Origin of the sequence: Rhodococcus sp. 06-470-2 (genome assembly GCF_002258235.1) — a bacterium.
Classification (GTDB): domain Bacteria; phylum Actinomycetota; class Actinomycetes; order Mycobacteriales; family Mycobacteriaceae; genus Rhodococcoides.
The window spans coordinates 207,635-224,234 of record NZ_NOYB01000016.1; the positions used below are offsets into that span (position 1 = coordinate 207,635).

Here is a 16,600-nt window from a genome sequence, read left to right on the forward strand (position 1 = left end):
ACGTATCCTGCGACTTATGACCCCGGTCGACGCGCTCGCCGCCGCTGCCGCCCTCCACCTGGGCTTTCAGTTGGTGGTGACCGCCGTCGTCTACCCGGCGTTGGCTGAGGTGCCGGACGACGACTGGCAGCGTGCCCACGACGCTCACTCGCGGCGCATCACCCTCGTAGTCGGGCTGGTCTACGGACTACTCGCTGCTGCGTGTCTGTGGGTGTTGGTGTCCGGTTCGACCCACCTTGCTGCCCTGATCAGCGTTGCCGGCGCAGTGATCTCCGCGCTCGCGACTGCATTCGTGGCTGCTCCAGTCCATGGCGAACTAGGGCGTGCGGGACGCAACGGACACTTGATGAGTCGACTGCGATCAGCAGACCGCGTACGTCTCTGCGGTGCAGTGGTGTGTGCCCTGTTTGCTCTGTTGGCGTGACCGAGCGCGGGTGAACGTGGAGTGGCTTATCGGTTCAGCGAACCGGAGCCACCATGAGCACCGCGTCGACTCGGTACTCGCCCCACTGCTGCGCAGCCGTCCCGATTCGGTGCCAGCCTCGCCGGCGGTAGAAGCCGAGAGCGGCGCTACTCGGATCGACGAGCAGCACCGGTGCCCGTCCCTCGCTCCGTGCCGCATTCACTGCGTGTGCGAGCAACGCCGTTCCGCTGCCCGGCACGGAGCCGTCGGTCATCAACCGCGACACGACGGCGAGTCGATCGGCAGCCACCCCGGTTGCTCGCTGCCACTGCGCGCTCGCATCGTCCGCACCGGGATCCTGTCCCGGTGACGCCGTCGGATGCAGCGCTATGTGTCCGACGACGGTGCCCTCGTGCTCGGCGACCCAGGCTGCGAGTTCGTTGGGTGCGGCAAGCCAGTCGCCGCGCACCGCGGCTGCGCGCATGGGATAGCGCTGTGTTTCGTGCGTACGTTGCAGGATGGGTAGGAGGGTGCTCAGGTCGCCGTCCCGTCGGGGCCGCACGTGTATTCCCGATGTGGCGAACATGTGGGCGAGTGTAGGGACCGGACGGTGATGCCCACGGCGAGGATCGGCACAGTGTCCATGATCACGAACGACGGATCATCGCGTCGCAACAGGTGGAGCACTGTGTCTCGAGGCCGAAATGGGACCTGCTCGTCGCCGAGGCGGGGTTCGCAGGTCCGCATCGGAGGGGCCGCACGTACTCTGGTCCTCGTGCGACTTCAGCGACAGGTGGTGGACTACGCCCTTCAGCGTCGGTCGCTGCTGGCCGAGGTCTACTCCGGTAAGACGGGTGTCGCAGCGGTCTGTGATGCAGATCCGTACCTGCTGCGCGCTGCCAAGTTCCACGGGCGCGGCAGCGACGTGGTGTGCCCCATCTGCCGCAAGGAGCAGCTCACGCTGGTGTCCTGGGTGTTCGGCGAGAAGCTCGGGGCGCTGTCCGGGTCGGCGAGAACTGCGGACGAACTCGTCCGCCTCGCGGCGACCCAGGAGGAGTTCTCGGTCCATGTGGTCGAGGTGTGTAGGTCGTGCAGTTGGAACCACCTCGTCCAGTCCTATGTCCTCGGGGCCGTTCCCGCGCCCAAACAACCCCGTCGTCCGCGATCGGGTTCCCGACAACCGAACCGTCGAACAGCGAGTGAGTGACACAATCGCTCCGCTGGTCCCATCCACCGAGAGTTCGACGCGGCCGCCGAAATTACTGGAGATTCGTACGTGAGTTCCCCCTACGACAACAACCCGGGTAGCAACGAACCGGGCCGTAGCGACTCCGGACGGCGTCCCGACGTGCCCGGGCCGCCGCGCGGCAGTCGACATTCCGATCCTCCCGGTCGTCGCCCGGTGCCTCCTCCCGGCCCGCGTCCGATGCCGCCGCAGGGTCGTCCCCCGATGCCCCCTGCCGGTCAGCGTCCTGGACCTCCTCCCGGGCAGCGACCAGGGCCTCCTCCCGGGCAGCGTCCGATGCCGCCGCAGGGTCGTCCCCCGATGCCTCCTCCCGGCCAACGTCCTGGACCTCCTCCCGGGCAGCGACCCGGACCCCCTCCGGGCCAGCGACCGATGCCGCCGCAGAGCCGACCCTTTCAGGGCAGGCCGCCGGTCGATCCGGTCAGTGGACGTCCCGCAGGTGAGCGTCCTTACGGAGAACGTCGCTACGGAGAGCCGCCCATCGCGCCTCCTGTTCGGTCTGCTGCCCCGACGGCCGTCACTCGGTCCGGCTCCGTGCCACCGCCCTACGAACCGAACGATCCATCAGTTCTCTCCTCGGGTAGCGAACCGCCCGAGCCGCCCGAAAGAGGTCCCGCCGCGAAAACGAAGAAGAAGTCCAAGTGGCGGGTCGTTCGACGCACGATGTACGCGTTGATCGCCCTGGGTCTGATCGTGCCGATCCTGGCCTTCATGGTGGCGTACACCGTCGAGGACGTGCCGCGTCCCGGCGACATCAGGACCAACCAGGTCGCCACGATCTTCGCCGCGGACGGCGCGAGTGTGCTCGGCAAGGTGGTGCCGCCCGAGGGCAACCGCACCGACGTGACGATCGACCAGATTCCGGAGCATGTGCGCAATGCCGTGCTCTCGGCCGAGGATCGCGATTTCTACTCCAATCCCGGATTCTCGGTGACCGGCTTCGGTCGAGCGCTCCGTGACAACGTGCTCGGACGCGACAGCGCAGGCGGCGGTTCGACCATCACCCAGCAGTACGTGAAGAACGCGTTGGTCGGAAACGATCGGACGCTGACCCGCAAGATGCGTGAGCTCGTCATCTCCTCGAAGATGGCGCGTCAGTGGTCGAAGGACGACATCCTCGCCGCGTATCTCAACACCATCTACTTCGGCCGTGGTGCGTACGGTATCGCTGCCGCGTCGACGGCGTACTTCGGTAAGTCCGTCGATCAGCTCTCCGTCGAGGAGGGTGCCGTCCTCGCGGCGGTCATTCAGCAGCCTTCCAATCTCGATCCCGAAACCAACCCCACCGGCGCGCAAGCTCGTTGGGACTACGTGCTCGACGGCATGGTCTCGCAGGGTCAGCTCGACGCGACCCAGCGGGCCGCGATGATGTTCCCGGTGGTGGTCCCTACGTCACAGGTGGACTCCGGTGACGCCGACGACGCCGGTCCGAACGGTCTGATCAAGGCCCAGGTGCTGCGCGAGCTGTCCGCTGCCGGGGTCAGTGAGCAGGACCTCAACACCGAGGGACTGCAGATCACGACGACCATCGATCCGAAAGCCCAGGCGGCTGCGGTCGATGCCGTGAACAGCAATCTCGAGAACGAACCGTCCGAGCTGCGCACGGCTTCGGTGTCCATCGATCCCCGTACCGGTGCGGTCCGCTCGTACTACGGCGGCGCGGACGGACGAGGATTCGACTTCGCGCAGTCCGGCTTGCAGACCGGGTCCTCGTTCAAGGTGTTCGGTCTGGCCGCTGCGCTGGATCAGGGCATTCCGCTCTCGAAGATGTACGACAGCTCGCCGCTCGACGTCAACGGCATCGAGATCAGCAACGTCGAGGGTGCCTCCTGTGGAACGTGCACCATCGCCGAAGCACTCAAGCGCTCGCTCAACACGAGCTTCTATCGCATGATGCTCGGCATGGACAACGGTCCGCAGGCCATCGCGGACATGGCGCACAAGCTCGGCATCCCGCAGGAGATCGACGGCGTCGGACCCACTCTCACCGAGCCCGACAACGCAGGCCCCAACTACGGAGTCGTGCTCGGCCAGTACCAGTCTCGCGTCATCGACATGGCTTCGGCCTACGCGACCTTGGCTGCGTCGGGCGTCTATCACACCCCGCACTTCGTGCAGAAGGTCGTCACCGCCGACGGCACGGTCCTTCTCGACCGCGCTCCCGAAGCGGGCCAGCAGGTCGTCTCGGCCGCGGTCGCGGACAACGTGACCTCGGCGATGCGTCCGATCGCCGGCTACTCCAACGGTCACAACCTCGCCGGCGGTCGTCAGTCGGCGGCCAAGACCGGTACCGCTCAGCTCGGAGACACCGGGCAGAACAAGGACGCCTGGATGGTCGGTTACACGCCGTCACTGTCTACGGCCGTGTGGGTCGGCACCGAGCAGGGTCTGCCGCTCGAGAACAGTTACGGCGGACCGATCTACGGATCGGGCATACCGTCGGACATCTGGAAAGACACGATGGACGGCACGTTGGAGGGCACCTCGAACGAGACCTTCCCGACGCCGGAGGCCATCGCAGGTCAGGCCGGGGTGCCGCAGTACTCGGCACCGGCCCCCACGGCGACGGTGGCACCGTCGACAGCTCCGCCGCAGGTGACCCTGCCGATTCCGACGGAGATCTCGCCGCCGGTGGTCATCACTCCGCGGCAGGTCGAGATTCTGCCCGGCGTCACCATCCCGCTGCCAGGACTGGCACCGGCGCAGCCCGCGGAACCCGAACCGGCGGCACCCGAACCCGCCGCGCCCGAACCAGCGGCACCCGGGCAGTAACGACTCCAGCGGTGACGACCGAACCCGAGCGCAAGGGTCGAGCAGTGGCCAGCCCCGGTCGGCTCGACCCCGCGAGCGCAGCAGACCGCGATCTGCCCAGTCGTACCGATCCGATGACCGAGGAACTGTCCTCGGTCATCGGCGGGCCGGTCGGCAAGCACGCGCTGATCGGTCGGCAGCGCTGGTTCACCGCACTACGGGTGATTCTGCTGCTGGCGGTGGTCTTCCTGTGCTTCGGTTGGTTCGCCAAGGCAGCCTGTATCCAGCAGGCACCGGTGGGACCGGGCGGCGAGCTAGGACTCGACTGGAGTGGCAGTCGTCAGTACGTGGCGATGTGCTATTCCGACACCGTGCCGCTCTACGGGGCGGAGCGACTCGATCAAGGTGCTTTCCCGTACAAGAAGTCCTGGGAAGAAACCAAGGCGGACGGGTCCAGTCAGATCAGGTACATGGAGTACCCGGTGCTCGCGGGGTTGTACCAGTACGGCTCGATGGTCGTCGGAAAAGCCTGGAACTCACTGAGTTTCCTGCCGCAGGCGCTGCCGGTCGTGGTCTACTTCAACGTGGTTGCCCTGGGATTGGCGGTCGCCTGGCTGGTCACCGTGTGGGCCACCGCGATAGCTGCCGGACGCCGCATCTGGGATGCCGCGCTCGTGGCGGCCTCGCCGCTGGTGATCGTGCACGGATTCACCAATTTCGACGCTCTCGCAACGGCTTTCGCTCTCACCGGATTGCTGGCGTGGGCCAAGAAGCGGCCGGTTCTGGCCGGAGTTCTGATCGGTCTCGGCGGTGCCACCAAGCTCTATCCCCTGCTGTTCCTCGGACCCCTGCTGGTGCTGTGCTGGCGCACCGGAAAGATGCGCGAGTGGGGCATCACCGCCTGCGCGGCGCTCGGTGCCTGGCTGGCGGTCAATCTCCCTCTCGCGCTGCTGTATCCGTCGGGATGGTACGAATTCTTCCGGCTCAATTCCGAGCGCGGTGCCGACCCGGATTCGCTGTACAACGTCGTCACCTCGTTCACCGGCTGGACCGGTTTCGACGGCCCCCTCTACCCGGGCGACAAACCGTTGGTCCTCAACGCCGTGACACTCGTGTTGTTCGCCATCGTGTGTGCGCTGATCGCATACATCGGTACGACGGCACCGACGCGGCCGCGTCTCGCGCAACTGGTGTTCCTGGTGGTGGCCGGGTTCCTGCTCACCAACAAGGTATGGAGCCCGCAGTATTCGCTGTGGCTGGTTCCGTTGGCCGTGCTGGCGCTGCCGCATCGGCGAATTCTGTTGGCGTGGATGACGATCGACGCATTCGTCTGGTTCCCGCGGATGTACTACTACCTGGGTGTGGAGAACAAGGGCCTTCCCGAACAGTGGTTCACCGCGACCGTCGTGGTGCGCGATGTCGCCGTGATCGGATTGTGCGCGTTGATCGTTCGGCAGATCTACCGACCGTCCGAAGACCTCATCAGAAACGGCAGCGCCGTCGACCCGCTCGGTGGCGTGCTCGACGGCGCTGCAGATCGGACCATCTCGGATCGGACCGGGGCCCGAAAGGTTACATATAGCGGCCGAGCTGTTTGACGGCTTCACCGGCGTGCTTGGCCTGGATGCCGTCGCCGATCGCCTGGAGCTTCCACTCACTGCCCTGGCGATACACCTTGGCCATCACCAGACCCGTGAACGGCATGCCGCCCTGCAGGGTGAAGCGGGCGAGTTCGGTGTTGGTGGTGTTGTCGACCAGACGGCAGAATGCGTTCGCGACCTGCTCGAACGTCTGACCGCGGTACGAGGTGACGGTGAAGACGATGCCGGTCACGTGCTTGGGTACCCGCGTCAGGTCGACCACGATCACCTCGTCATCGCCCTCGCCTTCGCCGGTGAGGTTGTCGCCCTGGTGCACGATCGAGCCGTCCTTGGCCTCGAGCTGCCCGTAGTAGACGACATCGTTGACGTTGCGGTCGGCGAGCATGATCGCCGACGCGTCCAGGTCGATGTTCGCGGCTCGGCCTCCGCCACCGAACAGTCCGCCCTTCTTCGGAGTGGTCACCGGATCCCAGCCGAGGCCCATGCGGATGACCGTCAGAGCCACCCCGCCGTCCTTGCGCAGGGTGACTTTCTGACCCTTGGTGAGGCTGACGGGCTTGGACTTGGTGAGGCTGACTTCCGGAGCCTCGGAACGGACCGGGGCGGCGGGTGGTGCGGGAGGCGCAGCAGGCGGCGGTGGAGTCGCGGGTGCGGGAGCAGGCGTCGGTGCGGGTGCGGGGGCGTCGTCCACGGACACACCGTGGTCGGTCACCAGTGCGGCGAAGCCACCTGCGTAACCCTGCCCGACGGCTCGCACTTTCCAACTTCCCTGACGTCGGTAGATCTCCAGTGCGATCACGATCGACTCCGAGCTCAAGCCGTCGATCGTGTACTCGTACAACACATTTCCGGTCGCGTCGCTCACTCGGGCGACGGGAGCGGCGGATCGACCGAAGTTGCTCGACGCGTCGTCGAGGGTGATGACAGCGCGGATCTGCTCGATGTCGGCGGGAACTGCGGCGAGCGATACGGCGAGCCGGGCCGGTCCGCCCTGGCCGGGCTCGAGGCGTACACCGGGGCCGGTGGGCTGGTTGAAGAACACGAAATCGGCGTCGGTGCGCACTTTTCCGGCGTCGGTGACCAGTAGCGCGGACAGGTCCGCGGGTACGGCCAGCGAGATGGAGACGACGACGTCACCGACGGTGAGTGGGCCGTTCTGACCCTTGGACAACGGTTGACCGGCCGGAGCAGACAATGTGATGGACTCTCTCTCGTAGTGCTGGTTACCGCCCTCCAATGTACTTGTTCGATTTGTCCGACTGGCGTCACTGGGATTCGGCGGCCGTCAGACCTGGCGCAGGGTGAACAGGTCGCCGGGTGTGCAGTCGAGGGCGCGGCACACGGCGGTGAGGGTCGAGAATCGGATTGCCTTGGCGCGGTCGTTCTTGAGCACCGACAGATTGACCACGCTGACTCCGGCCAGACGCGAGAGCTCGGCGAGCGTCATCCCGCGGGCGTCGAGAATTTCGCCCAGATGGCAGACGACCAGGTGGTCGACGAACTCCTCCACCATCAGACCAGGCCCTCGGCATCGCGAGCGAGCTTGGTGCCCTGGGTGATGGTGGCGTAGACGAACTGCAGAAACACCGCTACTACGACTGCAACGTAGAGGCCGACGGTCGATATCGACGACGTTGCGACGTCCGATAGCTCCAGTGCGCCGACGACACTGTTCGTGCCCAGCAGATTCATGAAGCCGGTGATGGCGGGATAGACGGCGATGCAGACGCCGATCATCACCACGTCGGTGCGGGCGGCGTTGGTGAACGGGTTGCCCATGATGACGCGGTCGCAGAATCGGTAGACGAACAGCAGCCCGACCAGAATGATGACCATCCCTACGACGATGGACCCGTAGCGCATGAAGTCGATGATGCCCATCAGTCGGGTCAGGTCCGCTTTGGGCACGCTGAGCTCGATCGAGTTGCCCGGTTCCAACCGACCGCCGAACAACTCGGCTGGTGGTGTGCCCGATTGCAGTTCCAACCGCGCGAGGACGTCCTCAGACGAGTGGTACTGCCACAGCCTCCTCCCCGACCACACCACAGCCGCAGCCGCGTAGAACGCCATAGCCCATTTGTTGGCTCGTGCCGAGCCCAGTCCGTATGCCATCCCGCCGCCTCCATATCGATAGTCGATAACAACGAATATCGATAACCTATCGAAAATCGATACGGTGTCAAGGGCGCGCAGTCATTGCCTCAGCGCGACCGCCACGTGCCCTTCGATCTCCGACGCCAAGCCGGCGGTATCGGCAGGCGCTATCTCGATCGACTCGGCGGAGTGCACGATGTACCGGCCGTCCCGATCGAAGTCCATCCAGAAGAACGAGACGGCGTCGGTGTCGCGGCGGTTGTCGTAGGTCTTGCCGCGCGCGACGATGATCTCGCCGACTGCCGACCGTGGGCGGTCGAAGAACGACCGGAACTGCTCGTCCGCGGTCGCGCCTCGCGTTGCGGTGGACAGATGCGTGCCACCCGATGTCGCTGCGGCAGTGGCACGTTCGAGTCGCTCGGCCGGTCGGTGGCCGGCCGTGATACTCGGCACGGGCCCGAGAACCAGGGCGGGGGCACGGGCCGGGCCGGTCAGTTCGATGGTGACGGCACCACCGCAGGAGGCGTCGGGCCCCGGTTGCTGAGTCAGTACCGCGGCCGTGTCGTGGCGAATCGCTGCGTGGCTGCGCACGGTTGCGTTGGGGGAATCGGTTGTCTCGCCGCGACATTCGATACGAACCATCGGGTCGACGACGCTCCGAACAGCTGCGCCGAGCTCCTCGTCCACCATCGCGTCGATCCTTGCCGACGCCTCGAGCCGCAGTTGTCGCAGTTCGTCCACGGTATCGACGTCGATGGTGACCGCCAGGGGGTACGGCAGTCGGTCGCGTCCGAATCGACTGCACAGCATCATGAAATCGATGCCGGGCATGGTCCAGGTCGTCATCGTCAGCCGCCGAGTACCGGAGGTGCGACGAGGGGCAGATCGCCGATCAGTTCGCTGCCGTTGCTCACGTCCACCAGGTAACCGGGAGTCGCGTGTTCGCCGTCGTTGTCGCCCGCTCCCCGTGTGCCCGGTGCGCCCACGGCACCCATTCCCGGCATACCGTGCGCTCCCGCGCGGCCGGCCGCTGCTGCGCTGCCGAGTCCGCCGCCCGCCCCATTGCTGCCTGCCCCGCCGCCGCCCGTCCCGCCGCCGATCGGAGGGCCGAGAACCGAGCTGCCGTAACCTGATCCGGCACCGGAACCGTTTCCGGATCCACCTGGGTATCCCGCGCCGCCGTAGCCCGAACCATTGGATCCCGCGAAGCCGCCACTGCCCGGTCCTGTTCCGCCGTAGCCGCTGCCGGGACCTGCGCCCAGCCCGGAACCCGCACCACCGGAAGCGCCGGGCTCGGTGGCCGATGCGGCCCGAGTGTCACCGGAGTTGTCGGCAGGAGGCAAGGAACCCGAACCGCCGGCCCCCGCCTGCTCCGACGGCGTACCGGTCCGACCCGTATCGGCACCTTCGGCGCCGCCGGGTGGTGCCTGTGTTGCAGCCGTCGGGGCCGCCGAATCTGTTCCGTTCGCGCTCCGGTTTCGGGAACTCAAGCCGAGGCTGCCGTCCCCCGCGGAGTTCCCGAGTCCCCAGCCTCCGCTGGAGGGGGCACTGTCTGCGACCGGGTTGTGCGCTGCCGGTAGCACCGGCACCTCGGAATCGGACTGCAACACCCCTGGTACGTAGACCGAGCGCATGATTCGACGAGCTTCTTCCTGCTGCTCCTCGCGGGCGGACGCTGCGTCCTTCGCGGCGAAGGGAATGGGCAGAAGGGAATCGATCATGCTGCTCACGGGTGCCGCAACCACCGGCGGCATCCTCGATTGCGTCTGCGTGAATCCGGAATGCGCCTCGAGTAATTTGTTGCTGATCAGGCTCATCGAGGTGGACAGCGCGGTCGCAGACGACACGTAGTCGGCCACGCCGCCACGGACGGCGTCGGCTGTCGGTCCCGACCAGCCCGACGTCATGGCCGCCTCGATGCCGGACCGGAAGGCGTCGGATCCGGTGGTAGCGGCAGCGGACAAGTCGTTCCAGTTCTTGGACGAGTTCCCGATGGTCTCGGTTCCCAGCGATCCGACCATGGCCACGATCTCCTCGTGCGGCATCACCTCGAACGCCTCGGTGATGACCACCTCGGTCGGCTCGAACTCGCCGCGGTAGTCGAGGGCCACGTTCGCCTTCTCGAATGCCGCTTGCAGAACGGAGCCGAGAAATTCGGGGCCGACCGGCGTCACGAACGCACTGGTGACGATGTTGTCGATCGTCGCTGCGAGTTCCTCGTACGGATCCGTCATGCCCACCCCTTGCCCCACTGCCTGTCTCCCCGACGAACAGTTAGACGCGGCGCACGGCACTTCGGTTCCGCAGCCACTCGAGAATCTCCTCGCTGGCCCGGACGCCGGAGGAGTCGGTGACGGTCAAGCCCGGCCGGGTGAATCCGAGCAGCTCGAGTTCGCCGTGCCGTGGTCGAACGGCCGAGTCTGCGGCCATGAGCATCTCGGCATCGAGTGCGCCGTCACCGGCGGCGAACAGTCGAGCGTCGGCCTCCAGCGTGCCGTCCTGGATCAGCCGAGACCGTACCTCGGCCACCGCAGAGCTCTTGCACACCGCGTTGGGCATCGTGTAGATCTTTCGACCCTGCTGCGAGACGTTCCAGTCCCGAGCGGCGCACCACTGCGACCACTGCGCGACGAAGCCCTCGGGCACGGCGGACGTGTTCACCACCAGGTAGCAGAACAGCCCGTCCGCCTCGCGGTACTTGAGGACCCAGTCCTCGGAGACCCGTGATCTCAACTCTGCGCCGATGCCTACCAGATCCAGCTCGAACCTGCTGCGCCACTGCATATCCGGCACACCGTCGACGAGGATGTTGCCCCCGTTGCTGGTGATGGCATACCGCCAGGGTGCCCCGGGCAACGCGATCCGCCGAAACTGCTCGATGGTCCGCGTGGTGGTCGGCACCACGACCGTGGTCTCGCTCAACTCCCGAAGCAAGGACACCGCGCGAGAGCTCATGTAGGACAGTGGTTTTCCCTCGTACATCTCGACGCACTCGAACGAATCGTCCAGGGGAACCCCGAGTGCGCCCTCGGAGAAGATCATCGTACGGTCGAGATCCACCGCGACGACAGCGCTCACGACGGGTCCCCGTTCGAGACGTTCTTGATCAGCCCCATGCACGAATAGGCGAGGTCGGGCACCACGTCCACCGGCACGCCCCTGGCTGCGGCGAGCATCCGAATGTGTTCGTGCTCGGGCGCATCGGCGTCCCGCACCAGTACCCGCCACGGGACACGACGCAGCAACACCCGGGTGGTCTCGCCGACGCCCGGTTTGACGAAGTTGACGTGCGAGATTCCGTACTCTTCACGCACCTTCTCCACCGATGCCCATCCGGTCCAGGTGGGGGTTCGGTCGGAGCCCAACACCGCAGCCACCGAGGCATCGACCTCACCGCGGACATCGTCGAACCGCGCAGCGACGGTGTCGAGCAGGTGCCGCGAGACGTCGTCGGGGGCGAGATCGGCGTAGTACTTCGCGCCGTGGAAGTCCCCGGGACGAATCAGACTGTCGTTGAGCACGGTTCGTGAAACCAGGCCCGAGACCGTCGAATTGAGACAGGCGGACGCGATGAGGAAGTCGTCGCGGGTGCCGTACGTGCGCGCGCAGTTGCCAGGATCGGCGAGCACGGCGAGGTCGTCGTCGAACTCGGCACCGGGAAAGTCGCGGAGGGCGGCGGTGAGTTCGCGGGCGATCGCACCCTTGCCGGTCCAGCCGTCGACGAACACCACCGAGCGCGAGTCATGGTGTTCGGCGAGGTAGCGCAGTGCCACGGCGTCGATGCCTCGATCACGCACGATCGAGACGGCGTAGTGGGGAAGCTCGATGCCGTGGGCCGCGAATGCCCAGCGGCGCATCAGAATTCCGACGGGTGTACCCGCCCGAGCCAATGACGCGAGTGCGATGTCGTGCCCGCGCTCGGCCAGCACGACCTCGGTGACGGTTCCGACCGCGACCGCCAGCCGTGACGCGCTTTCCTGCAGCACTTTCTCGAACAATTCGCGGTAGGCCAGATCCGGCTGGTACTCGACCGGAAGCGATTCGGCGTAATGGGCCTCGCCGGCTTGAATGCGCTGCTCCCGCTCCTCGATTCCTGCTTCGAGGGAGACCGACGAGAGGTCTTTGAGCAGCCACGTGACTTCGTCCGCTGCGTAGGAGCCGAATTCGGGTCCGCGGAGCGGGCGTGCGCGCCGGGAAACCTCGAGCGCCACCGGGTCGGCTCCCGTCACGACCACCAGGAGTACGTCGGTGCCCGAGGCTGCCAGTGTCTCCGCCGCGGCGGCGAGAGCGTCGGTGTCGGCGGGGGCGTCGGCCACGAGCACCAGTGTGGTCTCGTGCGGGGCGGACGCGTTGTAGAGGTAGCGCAGTCCCGATTCGTCCTCGGGTGCAGCGAATTCGAAGCCACGGCGCAGGGGGTAGTCGGGCACGTCCAGCACGTACGCCGGTGACCGGGTCGTGGTCTGGAACAGCGCACGGTGCCCCAGTTTCTGCAGGGCCGCCGCCAGCCGAAGCGGCAGATACATGAGCTCCTCGTGGCCGATGACGACCACCGGTGTCGATTCGGAGAGCGACGCATCCACGGTGGCTGCGAGGGCGTCGATCGCGGAGTCGAAACCTGCCGAATCGGATCGGAGGAATCCGTGGCGTCCGCCGTCGGGCAGGGTGGCCGGCCAGTGGGCGTCGACTCGATGAACCGAACCAGGCTGTGCAGCAATGGGATTGAATACCGGATCCGGCAGGTCCAGCACCGTCTGCGTCAGTCCGGGCTCCAGCTCGACGGATCCCTGTGCCAGGCTCACGTTGTCGATCCGAACGCCGAGTTCTGTTGCCACCGCGGCAGCTGCAGCGAGATGCTCGGCGGTGCGCATGTCCACCAGGGATGCGATGACGTAGTGCGCGCGCCCGGCCGTGGAGTGAATCTGTCGCAACGCATCCAATGCGGTCGCTCCGGTCGAGATCTCGTCGTCGACCAGTATCAACGGCAGGTCGCCGGCGAGAAGGTCGGCCGAAGTGGGCATCAGCAGGTGGTCGGTGGCGTGCGAGTGACCCTCCTCGAACTCGCCGTGCACCGTCATGCCGGGAACGCCGCGGCGCGTCGAGTGCAGGTAGCAGTGCGCGCCCAGAGCCGTTGCGACCGTGTGGCCCAATCCCGTTGCGGTCTCGGCGAATCCGAGAACGTCGACATCGGAACCGTCCACCGCGGTGTGCACCAGGGCGGCCAGTTCGGTGCCTGCGGCGATCACGACGTCCGGATCCACAGGGATGTGTTTGCCGAGCACGGTCGAGACCAACAGATGGGCGCGGCGGGGATTGCGACGCAGACCTGGCCGCACCAACTGCGTGGCCGACCAGGACGACGACGAACCGGTGTCGGTGAGCGCGATTCCGTCGGCCGGGTTCGTGTTCATCGCTGTGCCAGTGCGGTCAGTAGATCCACGAACGTGATTCCCTCGTTGGTGACGCCGAACGCCCTGGCCCGCACCACCGTCTGCTTCGCCCAGTTGCGGTGCGGGCCGAGCTCGTTCATCTTGTTGCGGTAGCCGGACGCCTGGACGCCGCCCTGGTCGGAGGAGAGAATGTCGAGTGCATCGTGGTATTCCTCGTGCGTCACCGCGGACAGTGCGTGCACGGCAGGTACGTGCGAGGGGTGGATGACGGTCTTGCCCTGAATGCCGTTCGCGCGGTCGAGTGCCACCTCGCGCAGCAGGGCGTCGAGGTCGCTGCTGACCAGTTGCTGGCGGAAGCGTACGGCCTGTTGATCGACGAACGGCGTCTGACGCAGCAGGGGACGGAACATGCGTTCGTGGTCTGCGAAGTACTCCCACACCGGTCCGGTGATGACGAATCCCGAACCGTCGTAGCGGCCCAGGTGATTGACGATCGCGCTGATGACGTCGGCGACGACGCGGACGTCGTAGATCGTCAGGTCCCGGTCGCGGCGGATGCCGAACGTGCCGCACATGTCGGTGGCACCGATTCGCACCGCCAGTACGACGTCGCGGTACTCACCGAGCAGTTCGCGAATGGCAACCAGTTCCGCGTCGCGGGTCTCCCGGTGCACCACCTCCGGTGATTCGAGGACCGGCATGGCGAACAGACGGGTGCCGTGTGTCTTCGACGCAGCGACGATCTCGTCGAGGAACTCGGCTCCGCGTGCTGCCGTGAACTTCGGTACGACGAATCCGGCCAGCCCTACGGCACCGTGGTCGAGGCCGTCGCAGATGCTGCGGATGTGGGCGGCGGTACGAGCCCGAACGAACACCAGCGATCCCGAACCCGAGAGTTCGTTCAGAGTTCGCACGGTGTTGGCCAACGCTTCTTCCAGATCATGATCTGCGACAGCGTCTTCGAGATCGATGACGATGGACCGCACACCCTCGTCGGTGCGTTTGTTCACCGTTGCCGTCAGGTCCGGACGCGTGGCCGGGATGTACAGCGTTGCGCCGAGAGCCGTTGCCACGAGGTCGTTTCCGTCGCTCGTCTCGATGTCTTCCGGTTGCATGAAGAACACTCGTCGGCGAGTGTCTGCGTCGAGATGGCGAAAGTGTTGCACCACTGTCCTTCGTGTGAATGTAGTCAGTGCGAGGTTCGCATGCGGTCGATCACGCCTGCGATGAAGTCCGAAATGGTATCCAGATCCTGCAGATATGACCAGTAGTCCGGGTGGGTACCCGTCAGCGCTGTGCTCGCCCTGTCGATCCGGGCGAGCTGAGCATCCAACACCGAGCCCCATTCGGCAACCAGACCACGATTGATCGCGAGTTGTTGAGCGTCACGAAGTTTGAACCGCACCTTGTTCTCGGTCTCTTTCGGATCGGCCCTGACCGCGCGCAGCAGTCGAACTCGGTCGGTGACCGCGTCGACCAGTTGTTCGGCATCGCTCAGGTGTTGGCGCGCCTGGGTGACCAGATCCAGTGACTGCTCGGGATTGCCCGAATCGAGCGCCGAACGCGCCGCGCGCAGGTCCTCGTCGGCCTGCTCGATGTGGCGCGCACTGGATCGTTCGTTTCGGGACAGATCCGCCGAGCTCTTGGCGTTGAATTCACGAAGCAAGCTCGAGAAGGCAGGCCCAATACCCTCGGATCTGGTTCGCACCGCCTCGATTCGGGTGCGCACGGAGGCCAGCGCGGTTCGGGCCTCCTGAAGGCGTCCCGGGGCCGAGTCCACGGCAGCACGCAGCGCGGCCGCACGGTCGCGGACTTGGGCGGCGTGCTCTCGGGCGCGCAGAGGGTCGCGCTGATCGGCCTGCAATTGTGTTGTTGCCGAATCGAGTTCGCGCCACGCCTGGCGAAGTGAGGGGTAGGCGGCGAACTGCTCGTCGACGGTGGAGCGGGCTGCGTCTGCCTCGGCCAACGCGTCCTGGACCAGGCGCGGGGTCGCGGCGAACTGAGCAGATGCCTGCTCGAGCGTGCCTCGATGGGCGTCGTAGAACCGATCGACGGCAGTGCTGGCATCGTGCAGAAGCGCGGTCGCTCGGTCGAACGCCGATCTGGCGGCAGGGGTGGTGATTCCGTCGAACTGCTCGACGGCGGCGAGGTAGGCGGCTCCGGCGTCGAAACATTGCTTCTCGGTGTCGGACCATCGGCCTGCGAGTCGATCCTGAGGGCGCAGTGCGGTGGAGGCCTCGACGCCGGCCGACGCGATGGACTGACGCTTGTCCATGTCGAGGAACGCGGCGACAGCGTTGTCCTGGGATCGACGCGCGGCGGCGTCCGATTCGGCACCCCGGCGGAACACCCCAGGCCAGCGACTTGTCACGTGCTCGATAGTACTGACGGGAACCCTGGCGATGTCGCAGTCGTTGGCTGAGTACGTCCAAGAACCGGACATTCCCACTACGGTTGACCCCGTAACGGGAAACCAATTGCGAAAGGACCTCTCAATGGGCGTCAGCCTCAGCAAGGGTGGCAATGTCTCGCTCACCAAGGCAGCTCCGAACCTGACCGCGGTCGTGGTCGGTCTCGGATGGGACATCCGCACGACGACCGGCACCGACTTCGATCTCGACGCCAGCGCCATCGCTCTGAATTCGACGAAGAAGGCCTTGAGCGACGGGCACTTCGTGTTCTTCAACAACCTGAAGTCTCCCGACGGCTCCATCGAGCACACCGGGGACAACACCACGGGTGAGGGCGACGGAGACGACGAGCAGATCAAGGTCGATCTCGCCGCAGTACCGCCGGAGATCGAGACCATCGTCTTCCCCGTGTCCATCTACGATGCGGACGCACGCTCGCAGTCGTTCGGTCAGGTGCGCAACGCGTTCATCCGCGTCATCAACCAGGCCGACAACTCCGAGCTCGCACGCTACGACCTCAGCGAGGACGCCTCCACCGAGACCGCCATGGTCTTCGGTGAGCTGTACCGCAACGGCGCGGAGTGGAAGTTCCGCGCGGTCGGTCAGGGCTACGCCTCGGGACTCGCAGGAATCGCTCGCGATTTCGGAGTAAACGTGTAGTAAAGGCCTCCTCAAGATTGGGAGTACCCCCGCCTCGTCATCCATGA

15 protein-coding genes are annotated in these 16,600 nt (G+C 66.0%); 5 read left to right on the forward strand and 10 right to left on the reverse strand.

The window, feature by feature from the left end; all coding sequences use genetic code 11:
• Positions 1-16: 16 nt before the first annotated feature.
• A complete protein-coding gene (locus CH276_RS09975; protein ID WP_032396937.1) occupies positions 17-424 on the forward strand; it encodes a hypothetical protein in 408 nt (135 codons plus the stop codon).
• 34 nt (positions 425-458) lie between these two features.
• On the opposite strand, the gene CH276_RS09980 is transcribed toward CH276_RS09975, so the two are convergent.
• Positions 459-989 (reverse strand): GNAT family N-acetyltransferase, encoded by a 531-nt coding sequence (locus tag CH276_RS09980; RefSeq protein ID WP_094629051.1) that lies wholly within the window; start codon positions 987-989, stop codon positions 459-461.
• Positions 990-1,178: 189 nt separating this feature from the next.
• On the opposite strand from CH276_RS09980, the gene CH276_RS09985 reads away from it, so the two are divergent.
• The 3 genes from CH276_RS09985 (at position 1,179) to CH276_RS10000 (ending at position 5,998) form a co-directional block, all read left to right on the forward strand.
• Entirely contained in the window at positions 1,179-1,610 is a 432-nt protein-coding gene (locus tag CH276_RS09985; protein ID WP_179273674.1) for a DUF5318 domain-containing protein, read from the forward strand.
• 702 nt (positions 1,611-2,312) lie between these two features.
• Positions 2,313-4,421, forward strand: coding sequence for a transglycosylase domain-containing protein (locus CH276_RS09995; protein ID WP_045200640.1), 2,109 nt, complete (start codon positions 2,313-2,315; stop codon positions 4,419-4,421).
• 113 nt (positions 4,422-4,534) lie between these two features.
• Positions 4,535-5,998, forward strand: coding sequence for a glycosyltransferase family 87 protein (locus CH276_RS10000; protein ID WP_045200639.1), 1,464 nt, complete (start codon positions 4,535-4,537; stop codon positions 5,996-5,998).
• Here the strand turns inward: CH276_RS10000 and CH276_RS10005 are convergent.
• From CH276_RS10005 to CH276_RS10045, 9 genes are all read right to left on the reverse strand, one after another.
• Positions 5,973-7,196, reverse strand: coding sequence for a TerD family protein (locus CH276_RS10005; RefSeq protein ID WP_254923858.1), 1,224 nt, complete (start codon positions 7,194-7,196; stop codon positions 5,973-5,975). The genes CH276_RS10000 and CH276_RS10005 overlap by 26 nt on opposite strands.
• Before the next feature lie 90 nt (positions 7,197-7,286).
• Entirely contained in the window at positions 7,287-7,514 is a 228-nt protein-coding gene (locus CH276_RS10010) for a helix-turn-helix domain-containing protein (protein WP_045197695.1), read from the reverse strand.
• A complete protein-coding gene (locus tag CH276_RS10015) occupies positions 7,514-8,113 on the reverse strand; it encodes a hypothetical protein (RefSeq protein ID WP_230596950.1) in 600 nt (199 codons plus the stop codon). Before CH276_RS10015 ends, CH276_RS10010 begins: the two co-directional genes overlap by 1 nt.
• A gap of 81 nt (positions 8,114-8,194) precedes the next feature.
• Positions 8,195-8,941, reverse strand: a complete 747-nt coding sequence (locus tag CH276_RS10020) for an ESX secretion-associated protein EspG (RefSeq protein ID WP_094629052.1) — start codon at positions 8,939-8,941, stop codon at positions 8,195-8,197.
• A 2-nt stretch (positions 8,942-8,943) separates the two neighbouring features.
• Positions 8,944-10,329, reverse strand: coding sequence for a PPE domain-containing protein (locus CH276_RS10025; protein ID WP_094629053.1), 1,386 nt, complete (start codon positions 10,327-10,329; stop codon positions 8,944-8,946).
• A gap of 40 nt (positions 10,330-10,369) precedes the next feature.
• Positions 10,370-11,173, reverse strand: coding sequence for an HAD family hydrolase (locus CH276_RS10030; RefSeq protein WP_176459189.1), 804 nt, complete (start codon positions 11,171-11,173; stop codon positions 10,370-10,372).
• On the reverse strand, positions 11,170-13,503 hold the full coding sequence (locus CH276_RS10035; RefSeq protein ID WP_094629054.1) for a phosphoribosyltransferase: 2,334 nt from the start codon (positions 13,501-13,503) through the stop codon (positions 11,170-11,172). Before CH276_RS10035 ends, CH276_RS10030 begins: the two co-directional genes overlap by 4 nt.
• Positions 13,500-14,648, reverse strand: a complete 1,149-nt coding sequence (locus CH276_RS10040; protein ID WP_094629217.1) for an HpcH/HpaI aldolase/citrate lyase family protein — start codon at positions 14,646-14,648, stop codon at positions 13,500-13,502. The genes CH276_RS10035 and CH276_RS10040 overlap by 4 nt, the downstream gene beginning before the upstream one ends.
• Before the next feature lie 23 nt (positions 14,649-14,671).
• Positions 14,672-15,757 carry a hypothetical protein gene (locus CH276_RS10045; protein WP_045200629.1) on the reverse strand — a complete coding sequence of 362 codons (1,086 nt, stop codon included), beginning with the start codon at positions 15,755-15,757 and terminating at the stop codon, positions 14,672-14,674.
• Between the two features lie 220 nt (positions 15,758-15,977).
• Here CH276_RS10045 and CH276_RS10050 point away from each other — a divergent pair, with 220 nt between their 5' ends.
• Positions 15,978-16,553 carry a TerD family protein gene (locus CH276_RS10050; RefSeq protein WP_032396932.1) on the forward strand — a complete coding sequence of 192 codons (576 nt, stop codon included), beginning with the start codon at positions 15,978-15,980 and terminating at the stop codon, positions 16,551-16,553.
• Positions 16,554-16,600 lie beyond the last annotated feature (47 nt).